Origin of the sequence: cf. Phormidesmis sp. LEGE 11477, assembly GCF_015207105.1 — a bacterium.
Classification (GTDB): Bacteria; Cyanobacteriota; Cyanobacteriia; order Phormidesmidales; family Phormidesmidaceae; genus Phormidesmis.
Genome location: NZ_JADEXO010000002.1, coordinates 88,384 through 100,006, shown reverse-complemented (window position 1 = coordinate 100,006; position 11,623 = coordinate 88,384). Strand labels below are relative to the sequence as shown.

Below are 11,623 nucleotides of genomic sequence, written 5' to 3'. Positions count from 1 at the left end.
AGAGAAGGTCATGTCTTCTGTGCCCTGTATCATAGTAATTACAGCGTCCCTCCTCTTACCACATGCTCGAACTCCACAGCCACACCACTTGTTCAGACGGTAGCCTTACGCCTACAGAGCTCGTGAACTTTGCCGCCGAACAAGGCGTGAAAGTGCTAGCTATTACCGACCACGACACGATGGCGGGTTGGGCAGAAGCGACTGCAGCCGCAAGGACACTCGATTTAGAAATTGTTCCTGGACTAGAGCTGAGCACTGTCTATAACGGGCGCTCGATGCATATTCTTGGTTTCTACCCAGACCAAGATCGACTAGCTGCGCCACTACAAGAACGGGTCGAAGGCCGCAAGCGACGCGCCCAAAAAATGGCCGACAAGCTGGCCGAACTGGGCTATCCTATCGAACTTCTTGACCTGTCAGGGGCAATGGCTCCTGGACGCCCTCACATCGCTAGCGCCCTCAAAAGAGCAGGCCACGTTAGCTCACATCGCGAAGCCTTTGACCGCTTTCTCAAAGACGACGGTCCAGCCTATGTCCCTTATGAAAAGTTCACCGCCCAAGAAGGTATTGAGCTTTTGCTTAGCTGCGGGGCAGTTCCGGTCTGGGCGCATCCCTATATTTTTCGAGGGGGGACAGTCGAAACTATCTTGCCTGAGCTAATCAAAGCTGGGCTAATGGGCATAGAGGTCTACCATCCGACTCACAGCGTTAGCCAGACCCGCAAACTAGAGGAATACTGCCAAACGCACCACCTGCTGATGACAGGAGGTAGCGACTATCACGGCCCCAAGAAAGAGAAGAATCCAGACTTTAAAGACTTAAATTCGCTAGCACTACCTCTAGACCTGCTCAGGCCGATCAAACTGGCCGCTGATAGCCTTAAGTCAATTCGTGTTTGAAACCTGAAAGAATGACGCCGAAAGCTGAATGTGACTGAGGAGTTCTAGTCGGTTTTGGGATAGTCTGGCTGATATGTTTTCACAAATTCAAAGGCAAACATATTAAAAGACAGATAGAAGCGCACACTTCTATCTGTCCTGTTGTCTACTTTGAATGCTCAGAAGAGAACACGCCCTAGATAGCTCTCACTAAGTAGCATTCACTGAAGCTTAACCAGCCGCTAGGTAGCCGTTGATACTCGCCTTACGACGACGCAGATGCTTGAGAGCCTGCTGCTCTAGCTGACGTACGCGCTCCCGGCTGATGCCCATGCGCTGACCGACTTTCGCTAGGGAAAGAGGATTGCCATCGGCTAGACCGAAGCGCAGGTTAATGACCTCTTGCTGCTGAGATGTCAGCTCTGAAAGCATTCTGAAGATATCGGAGCGAAGCGACTGCTGCACTGTGTAATCTTCTGGTGAATCGCCATCGTCTTCTAAGAGATCTTGAAGCTCGGTATCTTGGTTATCACCAATGCGAACGTCCAAAGAGATGGGCTGTCTGGCGATAGAGAGATACTCTCGAACTTGTTTTGGCTCTAGCTCTAGCTCCTGACCAATTTCAACCGCATTCGGACTGCGACCTAGCTTTTGAGAAAGCTCTCGCTGAACGCGCTTGATTTTGTTGAGCTTTTCGGTGATATGAATGGGTAGGCGAATGGTGCGCGCTTGCTGGGCGATCGCACGGGTAATTGCCTGACGAATCCACCAGTAAGCATAGGTTGAGAACTTGTAGCCCTTCATCGGGTCAAACTTTTCAACCCCACGCTCTAGTCCCAAGGTTCCTTCCTGAATTAGATCTAGAAACTCTAGATTGCGCTTCTGGTACTTCTTCGCCACCGCAACAACCAGCCGTAGGTTGGCTTCGAGCATCTTACGCTTTGAACGCTGACCACGGCGCATATGATGATCTAGCTCAGACTCGGTCATATCAGCGGCAGCGGCCCACTCAGCGTCAGAAACCTCACGCTCTTCGCCTTCAGGCAGCTGAGCAGCTAGCTCGTCTTTGATAGCTAGTAGAGCCATCATTTTCTGTACCTGCTTGCCTAGTACAATCTCATCTTCGTGACTGAGCAGTGGCACTCGACCAATCTCGTGAAGATAAGACCGAACGGCATCTGTTGTGTATACCGGCTTAGTTTTCTTATTAGCAGACTTCTTATTAGCAGACTTCTTAGTAGCAGATCTCTTGGTGGCAGATCTCTTAGTAGCAGCTTGCTTTGCGGTAGTTTTCTTTGTCTTGGTTACTCTTTTTACTTTTGTTGCCGTCTGTTTTGCGTCAGTCATACTCTTCTCCTGAACGGCTAGTGTGCTAGTAGCGTCCTGCTGCTGTACGTTATCAGCGCCCTGGGTTGATCTAAATTTTTCTGTACTTTTAGCCATGTTCCGGGGCCTCTATCAAAAAAAATCTCTTGCGCTCAAATTAAAGGGTAAACAGGCGACTAGCATTTTCTTGCTCGCTCTACCGTAGAAAACTAGACCGACTGAATATCATTGATCGCATCATATGTGAGTAAACCGCTTACTCGTAATCGTTATGAGTTTAGATTAGCACTTTTGAACGCTTTTTGCTATGTTGCCTATGCCTACTGATTAACTTGAATTAAGTTACAGAGAATATAGTGTGCAACTAGGTGCTGACGTCAGTGCCCTCTACACTGACTCTTTCACATTAACTTCAGACATCTATCTGAACTCAGTAAATCTACGACTTACTAGATTGACTCACTAATTTAGATATGAAAAGCATTGAAAAGACCTAAAGTCTGATGCTTTTAGCTACTGTAACAACACGACTAGAGAAAACCCTGAGTTCAAAGTTAGAAGCTGCTGAGAGTCTCTACTTAATTAGCTTTACTCTCTGTTTAGCAATCTTCTATATGATGACAAAATCTACGTGGTGATCGAGTAGTAGTTCTACAGTGTAATCACCGAACCCTTCCCACAAAATATGCAAGGAGGAGTGATAGTACAAAATCACGAGCAGTAAGTCACATTTCCTTGGTCAAACTTTTCCGAGAAAATACTCACAACATATAAAACAACTTATAAGCTGCATACAGTTGCACAAACATCTATCGGCAGACCTAGTTCTAGCGGTAAACAAGTTTCAGCAGGCTTAATGCTTTAGCAAGCTTAGTTGGCTACTTTCTTCAAGATAAATACATAGCTTCTTCTACTTTTATTAGTCAAGTTCACTTTTGACAAGGCTTCTGTAAGTCTATATACAATAGAGACGCACTATTAAAAAAGTGGCCTGAGTATGCTGATATTGAAACAGGCACAGGCAGTCAGCGCATTAGCTGCTCTTGGATTACACCCTTCAGTATCCGCTTCTAGTTTTCTCTATCTTTTGAAATAGCAGGTGTTAGAACCGGCAAGTGATAGCCTGCTTTCGGCTATCTGTTTGGGATAGAAATATTCTTGTATATAGATACTTTGCTACCTCTGACCTTCTCTATAGGAAGGGGGCAATTCCTAGTTAAGAAGATTGTTTTGATGGCGCCAGCATATGAGCTGAACCGAAGCAAAGTGACGGCTAGTCAACCGCAGAGCGATATAGATAAAGTAAACCTAATTGTCTAAGAAGACCTATTGTCTTGGGGCAAAGACTAAGGTTTAAATTCGTAAGGGCATAGCAAAACTTAGCACCCACGCTTGGTTAGACACAAAAACCTCATGAAGTCTTTAGAGTTTATGCTTACTTCGGCGATACTGAGTGCTGGATGTAGCTCACTGCTAGGTGTGACTTAGCGTTTAATACGGTGGTCTGATTCTATTGCCCAATAGATGGCTGCATTGGCGTGGATAGCAGTGGTGTCAAACAAGGGAATGGCACTGTCTTCTGGTCCGATCAGTAGGCCAATCTCTGTACAGCCTAGAATAATTGCTTCTGCACCCGACTCGAATAGATTCGAGACGGCTGCGCGCATCTGATCGCGTGAGGCTGATCGAATCTGCCCTAGGCAAAGCTCATCGTAGATGATGTCGTGAATGGTATCGCGCGCTTCTTTGTTCGGCACTAGTACGTCTAGCCCATGCTGTTGGACTAGTCGATCTTTGTAGAAAGATTCTTCCATTGTGAACCGAGTGCCCAACAGACCAACCCGCTGGATGGACTGCCGTTTGATCTCTTCTGCTGTAGCATCGGCAATGTGAATCAGAGGAATCTCTGTGGATAGGGCGATCGCATCTGCCACCTTATGCATTGTGTTAGTGGCCAAGAGTATGCACTCAGCGCCAGCCCCTTCTAGCTGAGCGGCGGCTGTCGCTAATAGATTGCCAATCTCGGACCAGTCGCCCTGGTGCTTTAGCGCTACTAGCTCTTCAAAATCGACCGAATACATCAAGATTTTGGCTGAGTGTAGCCCGCCTAGCTCGGCTCTGACGATTTCGTTTAGCAGTCTGTAGTACTGGGTGGTCGATTCCCAGCTCATACCGCCTAGCAGGCCGATGGTTTTCATCAGAGCTTTCCTTCAAACTTCTGGTACCAAAGAGCGTTGCCCGCTACAGTTACTACTAGCGCCAGCCCGCCAGCCACGATAGCTAGCTGAGGATTATAGCCACTGCGGCCCAGTGTTTCCATCCATACGCCTGAGGTGGCAGAGGGGCTGAGCTGATTGATTACTGTCGGCACCAGGTAGATTAGCGATGCCCCTACAATTAGCCAGCCGACTGCGGACGATAGCAGGAAGATTGTTTTGGCCGTAGATTGACCTTGAGAGGGGGCAGACATGGCTAGTTTCTTGAAAGGCTGTGCGTTTAAACATAGTCTTTGCTGTAGTCATAGCGCTAGGACAAAGCTGTTGGGGTGGTGAAAGTCTGGTTCTGAGGAGGGATGCGCGATCGCCCAAAATGTCTGGCTGCCAGTCTTGAGGACGATGACTGCACTGATGCCTAACCACAGCGGTCGATGGGTGCCGACTAAGCCACTGATATCTAGTTCCCACAGGTCTAGATAGAGGCTGTCTGGTTTGTTTTCTACCCCAAAAGGTAGATCAGAGATAGCTTCTTCTTCTTGAGAATTTTGCCGATATCGCTCTAGGGCAAACACATTCCAATCTCCCGAGGGCGAAAGGTTGCCTTCCCAGTAAGGTGTGTTTGTGGTAGGCGTGGGGCCGCAGGCTAAGAAAAACTCGAAGCAGGTTTGCTCCCAAAGGCGATCGCGTCTCTGACTACCTGATCTTAATGGTGCGATCGCGACTTTTTCCAAGTCGCCACTGAGCAAGTAGGCGATCGCCAGCCGGTCTTTTTCCAAAGTCACCCTGCCAGTAATCGATAGGGCTGTATTGGAAGCGATCGCCTCAAACGGCTGTAGTTGAAATGACCTAGCAGCCATTATTTCAGTGCCTCAACCACTCCTTTAATTGTCTTGGCTTGAGCCTCGATACTCTCAGTTAGCTTAAACTGCACCATTGCTCGAGTCAGATTGTGAGTTGGATGCTTCACCTTGAAGTACACATTCCCTGCGAGGTAGTCAGTGAAAAACCTTAGCCCTAGTTCAAACGCGATTAGCCGGATCGCATCATACACATAAAGATAGTCATACTCACTTAAAAAATCTCGAGCTAAAGAAAAATAGCCCTCCAACATTGCCTTTGCCAGCGCCACATCAAAAACGACCTGCTCCCAATCTGGCGTCTCCTCACCCAACCGATTGCAGCTTGAGCGCAAACAATCGCCAATGTCATAGTGAATCAGTCCGGGCTGTAGCGTATCTAGGTCAATTAGGCTGATTGCTCGCCCGTCTGTCCCTAGCATAATGTTGTTGACTTTCGGATCGCCGTGGATAGGACGCAGATGAAGATGTCCTGCTGCTTTCGCTTTTTCTAAGACGTGAGCCCATGTTTGCCTAGCCTCTATGAACGCTATGCAGTAGCGAATAATACGTGAATGGTCGGAGCGATCAACAGAAAAGTTAGCCTGATATCTTCTGAGGACTTTTCCATAGCGTTTTAGGTAGATTGGCGTGATGTGAAAGCTTTTTATCGTGTTAGCAAGTTTCTTGACCGGTAAGTTGCTGATCAAACGGTGAAACATTGCTAGCCCATAGCCCACTTCTTTAGCATGCGCTAGGGTTTCGATTGTTTCGAGTACCCGTGAGTTCTCAATAAAGTTAATGGCGCGCCAATAGTTATCCGCTTCGTCTTGCCAAAAATTTTGCCCATTGACTGTGGGAATAATCTGTGGCGTCTCCCAGTAGAGCGATTGTCCACCTACGCGATCGCGCAAGTGTTCACTGAGCACCACCATGTTTTGAATCACCAGCTCTGGCTGCTCAAACACCTGTGCATTGATCTTTTGCAGCACAAACCGCGATTGGCTCTCGGCCTGTACTGTGACCAAAAAAGTACTGTTGATATTGCCATTACCCAAAGGTTCGACCGTGGCAACCTTGCCTTCTGCTACAAACTGAGACGCCAAACTTCGAAGGGTAGACATCAGTTTTCAATCCTTACAGCGAACTAGAGTTCAGGCTTTCCGCTTCCTCCGGAGTCTGAGGAATATGAATGCCACACTCCTGTTTGAGCCCATTGAACCGGGTCGAGCGAGCATCTAGATCGTCAGCGGTAAGTGGCCGACTAGAATGCCAGTCACCAACGCTAACATAGCCCTGCTCAAAGAAAGGATGATAGGGCAGATCGTGCGCTTTTAGATAGTCGTACACGTCTTTAGAATGCCAGTGTAAGATCGGCAGCAGCTTGTAGCGTCCGGCCTGTTCGTCGATGCGATCTAGCGTTCTGCGATGCTCTGTCTGCTGCGATCTCAACCCCGTCAGCCAAGCCCTTGCCCCTAGCTCTGCTAACGCCCGGTTCATCGGCTCCACCTTACGAATGGCATCATATTGATTAAACGCTTCTACCGTCCCTTCCTCCCACAGGCGACCGTACAGCGCCTCCATCCGGGCCGGGCTCAGCGGCGACTGATACACCTTTAGATTCAGTGACAGCCGCTGTGTTAGCTGCTCTGCAAAGCGATAGGTCTCCGCTGGCAGATAGCCCGTATCTACCCAGATCACCGGGATATCTGGAATCACCTCAGTGACCAAGCCCAACATTACGGCTGACTGAATCCCAAAGGAAGTGCTCATTACCAACCTGTTGCCAAACGTTTTGGCCCCCCACTCGATCAGTTCAGTTGCCTTAGCCTGATCGAATTTTTGATTGAGCGTCTTGAGCTGTTCAGGCGTAAGTTCTGGGCCGAGCTGTGGTCGATCATTCAGCGGAGGATTCTCTGAATTACCTTCATTCAGGCGGTGAAGGCGCGGCAAAGCACTGGTCATAGATGAAGCTGTCCTAGAGAAGACGTTCTGGAGAAGACGTTCTAGATCCTATCGGTCATGCTACAGCCCAAAGTTGCTCCGAGCTGCCGATATAGCAGACGTCTTAGTGCATTAGGGTGTTTGCGAGTCGTATCACCTGCGGTATCCAGACCGTTTCAGCCATTAAAAGCATTTTAAGTAACACAACTGGTGCTATACAGCTTGCCACGTTCGGCTAGCGATGAGCAAATTTGTCATGGATGCGCTGATTGTAAGCTGCTCTATCGTTTTCAATAGAGGTTCTTATCTTGGGTTTGGTGATTCTGGGCTTACTGAGCAGGGTTTACCGGATTGGGCTTACTAACTTAGGGCGTGATGACTTTAGGTCTATTAGGAGTGTTTAGCTAGCCATTCTCAGCCGAACCGCCTAGCACCTCACGAACCCGGTAGATGGGTCGCCGCTGCGACTCGTGGTAGGTTCGCATATTCAGCTCAGCCAGTAAGCCAAAGCTAAATAGCTGAATGCCTGAAAGCAGCAAGAGTACCGCAAGCAATAGTAAGGGCCGATTGCCAATCGACTCATTCAAAAACAGCTTGATAAAGGTCAGATATAGACCGATCGCCAACCCGATTGACATTGAAACAATGCCAAATGGCCCGAATATGTGCATTGGCCGAGTTAGAAACGTCTTCATAAAATAGATGGTCAGCAGATCCATCACGACTCGCAGCGTGCGCCCCAAACCGTATTTACTTTGGCCAAACTGTCTAGCGTGATGACGAACCGGGATCTCAGTAATTCGCGCTCCTTCGATGTAGGCTAGCGCTGGTAAGAAGCGATGGAGTTCCCCGTACAGATGCATATCGCCAAGCACTTCTGCCCGGTAAGCTTTTAGTGAGCAGCCGTAGTCGTGCAGATGTACGCCTGTGACCCTGGCAATCAGGCCGTTGGCGATTTTGGACGGTAGTAGGCGGGTTACCGCATCGTCTTGGCGCTCTTTTCGCCATCCGCTAACGAGGTCGTAGCCTTCTAGCAGCTTGTAGTATACGGTCGCGATATCAGCAGGTTCGTTTTGTAAATCACCATCTAGCGTCACTATCACTTTACCGATGGCCTGATGGAACCCAGCTGACATTGCTGCCGACTGACCATAGTTGCGACGCAGTAAAACCACTCGAAGATCACCAGACGCTGTATGCTCTTGTGCAACTTTTCTAAGCAGTGGGACTGAGCCATCAGTAGAGCCATCGTCTACGCAGATAAACTCATAGGTGACATCCATCCCCTCTAGCACCTTGGTAATCCTGGCTACCAACGTAGGGATAGTTTCTACTTCGTTGTATATCGGAACGACGATAGAAAGATCTGGCCTATCAGAGCTTTGAGGCATAAACCTACTATCTGTAGCGCCAGACGATAGAGGACTATATGGCAGAGAACTAGATGGCAAAGGGCTGGTGGGCAGTTCGAGCGGAGAGTTGGTCATGGCAATGCTCCAGGAAGTGTGGGGAAGATCACAGCGGTTGGGCCTAGCTGGGTTAAACCTCAAACTACAGACAGTCTTTACTAAAGATAGATATGCTGGGCTTAAAGTCAGCAAACTTTATCAACAAATTTACTATGTCCTTGCAAATCGAGCCCTCTGTTCTAGGCGCTATGGCTTCTAGGTGCTGTGGCTTCTAGGTACTGGGGCTTCGGCACAGATCGATTAGCCAAACGATGCCAGCCGCGCTGACTTCTGCCAAGACGCTGACTAGCCGATAAACCGCGACACCACTGAGAATAATAGCCACTGGAAATTGAGCATCTAACAGCGAAATGGCGGTGGCTTCAAAGACACCTATGCCGCCTGGCGCACCGGGTACGACTAGCCCTAGCAGCCAGGATAAGCTGAACGCAGCTAGTAGCGCTTGAACGTCTGTGACGCTCAGCGGCTGAAAAGCTTGAACGATGGCAATAAATCCAAGCGATCGCAGTAGCACAAAACCCATTTCTCCTAGCAGTGCTCGCCCTGGATAAGCCCGCAGCATCTTTTGATCTGTCGCAATCTCCAGCTTCTGAGCTTTGGCTTTGGCCCGACTCAATGTCTGAAGAATGGGGTTGAACACACGAGGATGCACGGCAGCGATCGCCAAGCTCAGCACCGCTATCTGTCCGAAGCGGCCACCCAACTGATCCTCGATTCCCGCTAGCTGTCCCCCGGTCAAACAGGCGATGATCAGTGCCGCCACGGCCATCAATAGTGGCTCCATCACCACACTGACGACGGCAATCCCTGTCGGTGTGCCCACTGACTGCAAAGCGCTTACCCGTCCAACAAAGTGCCAAACATTGCCAGGCAGATACTTGGCGACGTTGGTTTTGAGATAGACCGGTGTACTCCAAGTCCCGCTTAGCGGCTGATCGAACAAGACCAAAATCCAGTGCCAGACCCAGCCCGACCAGACGTGAGCCATCAGCGTAACAACGAAGGCCAAAGTCACCATCAGCCAAGCTTGAGCGGTGAACTGGATGCCTACCACTTCTTGCCAGTGGTCTTTGAGCGTTGTGGCGATAAAAAAGAGCGTACCGCCTAGGATCGCCCAGCGTAGATAAGGTTTTAGCTGAGTCAGCAGTGGTTTGAATGGCATGGCCTTATTTAGAAAGCTATTGGGTAGCCTGCTGATGAAAATAATAAGAAGCGGCGGTCGAATGCAATGCTAAATACAGTAGCGGCTAGGCGGCCCTCAATCGCCAGAGCAATCGCTAGGGTGATGGCTGGGCTAGTGGTCGGGTTGGTGATAGTGGGTATCTATGGACGCTTTGCTGATATAGGCCAAAAGGTCTACAGCTTCGATGAGGTTCGAGGTCTGCTGAGAGCGTCAGGGTCAACTAGCCAGGAGTTCGTCGAGACCGCTTATACCGGTGTCCCAATCGCAAGTGGCTATGTGCAACAGTATCAGACGAATCAGATTGGTCGCGATCTGGGACAGGCATTAGGGGCACTAGCCGGTAATCCTGAGCATCCGCCGCTTTATTATCTGCTGATGCGCTTTTCTTTGCTGTCGCATTGGGCGGTTGCTTCACGCTGGGTGGCCGCTGGATTTGGCCTATTGCTGCTACCGGTTGTCTATTGGCTATGTATTGAGCTGTTTGCCGATACGGCCTGTAGTGCTGTGGCAGTGGGCTGGAGTGCGATCGCGCTGATCGCTGTCTCCCCATTTCACGTGCTGCTGGCGCATGAGGCTCGTCAATATACTCTGTGGGCACTGCTGATAGCTGTATCGAGCGCGTTATTGCTGCGATCGCTCCGACAGAATTCTGGTCGTCAACCTAGTGATCAAACCAGTGATCAAAGTAGCTGGAAGACCTGGCTAGCCTACGGGGTGACAGGACTGCTCGGCATGTATACTCACCTATTTTTTGTTTGGGTGCTAATGGCGCACGGACTCTATGTCGTCATAATAGAGCGATTTCGATTAACCCAGAAGCTGCTGCGATATCTGCTGATGTCAGCAGGAATTATTGTGGGCTTTGTCCCTTGGATGTGGGTGATTGCCAGCCGAACAGACAAGCTCGATCAGACCACCAGATGGGCGAGCAATTTTGAGACGAGTTTGCTGGTACGAGTGCAGACGTGGCTACACAATTTAGGCATTGGCTTTGTTGATTTTGACTGGCCAGTTAGATGGAATAATCCATTTTCTTATTTGGTTTTGGTGGCGATCGCGGCTAGCGCCTGGCAGCTATATCGTCATACGCCAAAGCGGGTGTGGCTGTTTGTGATGCTGCTAATGTCGGTGAGTGCGGTAGGACAGGTTTTACCTGATCTATTGAACGGCGGTAGGCGATCGCTCGTTGCTCGCTATTCCCTGACGGCTTACTTGGGATTGGAGCTAGCCGTGGCCTATGTGATCGCCCGCGCTTTCGCTCCAGCAGTATCTGCATCTAAAGCTGAGCTTGCTGGCTCTAAGATCTCTGACTCTCGGCTGGGCACCAGAACGGGTATCAAAAGGCTGCAGCAGATAGCGGTGACTTCGCTTTTATTAGGGGGGGTGGTTTCCAGCTTGCTGATCACTCAATCACTCGGCTGGGGTAAAGGGACTAGTGGCGTTATCGCTAGGACAGCCAATCTTATCAACCAAGTGCAGCAGCCGCTGATCTTGACCGACGCCGACCACCCGTATGTGCTTTCTTTGAGCCATAAGATCAGCCCGGATGCTCGCTTTGTTTTGTTTGATCGTGATCGCACGGCTACCGTCCCAGAATCTGAACTGATCGATGCGATTTCTCAGCTAGCTGACGGTCAACGCTTTTTCGTCTTTGCGGCCTCCAAGCCACTGGTGGCCTTTCTAGAGACAGATCCAACCGTTACTGTGGTCGAGCAAAGCAGGACAATGCGCCAGGCTCAGCTCTATGAAGCCGAGCATCAACAGCTTTGAA

At 49.6% G+C, this 11,623-nt stretch carries 11 protein-coding genes; 3 read left to right on the top strand and 8 right to left on the bottom strand.

Translation table 11 applies throughout. The annotated features are described in order from the left end of the window. The first annotated feature begins 62 nt into the window (after positions 1-62). Entirely contained in the window at positions 63-899 is an 837-nt protein-coding gene (locus IQ256_RS01320) for a PHP domain-containing protein (RefSeq protein ID WP_193853493.1), read from the top strand. 210 nt (positions 900-1,109) lie between these two features. Here the strand turns inward: IQ256_RS01320 and IQ256_RS01315 are convergent, their stop codons facing one another. The 7 genes from IQ256_RS01315 to IQ256_RS01285 all read right to left on the bottom strand — a co-directional run bounded on the left by IQ256_RS01315 (position 1,110) and on the right by IQ256_RS01285 (position 8,687). After that, positions 1,110-2,321: an RNA polymerase sigma factor, RpoD/SigA family gene (locus IQ256_RS01315; RefSeq protein ID WP_193853491.1), complete on the bottom strand. Its 1,212-nt coding sequence runs from the start codon at positions 2,319-2,321 to the stop codon at positions 1,110-1,112. Between the two features lie 1,367 nt (positions 2,322-3,688). Continuing rightward, a complete protein-coding gene (locus tag IQ256_RS01310) occupies positions 3,689-4,402 on the bottom strand; it encodes an aspartate/glutamate racemase family protein (RefSeq protein ID WP_193853489.1) in 714 nt (237 codons plus the stop codon). Beyond that, positions 4,402-4,674 carry a hypothetical protein gene (locus tag IQ256_RS01305; RefSeq protein WP_193853487.1) on the bottom strand — a complete coding sequence of 91 codons (273 nt, stop codon included), beginning with the start codon at positions 4,672-4,674 and terminating at the stop codon, positions 4,402-4,404. The genes IQ256_RS01310 and IQ256_RS01305 overlap by 1 nt, the downstream gene beginning before the upstream one ends. 48 nt (positions 4,675-4,722) lie before the next feature. Beyond that, positions 4,723-5,277, bottom strand: a complete 555-nt coding sequence (locus IQ256_RS01300) for a DOMON-like domain-containing protein (protein ID WP_193853486.1) — start codon at positions 5,275-5,277, stop codon at positions 4,723-4,725. Then, positions 5,277-6,380, bottom strand: a complete 1,104-nt coding sequence (locus tag IQ256_RS01295) for a phosphotransferase enzyme family protein (protein WP_193853484.1) — start codon at positions 6,378-6,380, stop codon at positions 5,277-5,279. Before IQ256_RS01295 ends, IQ256_RS01300 begins: the two co-directional genes overlap by 1 nt. Positions 6,381-6,393: 13 nt before the next feature. Then, on the bottom strand, positions 6,394-7,221 hold the full coding sequence (locus IQ256_RS01290) for a phosphoadenylyl-sulfate reductase (protein WP_193853482.1): 828 nt from the start codon (positions 7,219-7,221) through the stop codon (positions 6,394-6,396). 383 nt (positions 7,222-7,604) lie between these two features. Continuing rightward, complete coding sequence (locus tag IQ256_RS01285; RefSeq protein WP_193853480.1) at positions 7,605-8,687, bottom strand: glycosyltransferase family 2 protein; 1,083 nt, start codon at positions 8,685-8,687, stop codon at positions 7,605-7,607. On the opposite strand from IQ256_RS01285, the gene IQ256_RS01280 reads away from it, so the two are divergent. After that, positions 8,686-8,868 carry a hypothetical protein gene (locus tag IQ256_RS01280; RefSeq protein ID WP_193853478.1) on the top strand — a complete coding sequence of 61 codons (183 nt, stop codon included), beginning with the start codon at positions 8,686-8,688 and terminating at the stop codon, positions 8,866-8,868. The two genes, IQ256_RS01285 and IQ256_RS01280, sit on opposite strands and share 2 nt — an antisense overlap. 12 nt (positions 8,869-8,880) lie before the next feature. On the opposite strand, the gene IQ256_RS01275 is transcribed toward IQ256_RS01280, so the two are convergent. Continuing rightward, on the bottom strand, positions 8,881-9,831 hold the full coding sequence (locus IQ256_RS01275) for a lysylphosphatidylglycerol synthase domain-containing protein (protein WP_193853476.1): 951 nt from the start codon (positions 9,829-9,831) through the stop codon (positions 8,881-8,883). Between the two features lie 66 nt (positions 9,832-9,897). Between IQ256_RS01275 and IQ256_RS01270 the strand changes: the two genes are divergently transcribed. After that, the gene (locus IQ256_RS01270; RefSeq protein ID WP_193853474.1) at positions 9,898-11,622 is read left to right on the top strand and encodes a hypothetical protein; all 1,725 of its coding nucleotides are present in this window, start codon (positions 9,898-9,900) and stop codon (positions 11,620-11,622) included. Position 11,623: the final 1 nt, after the last annotated feature.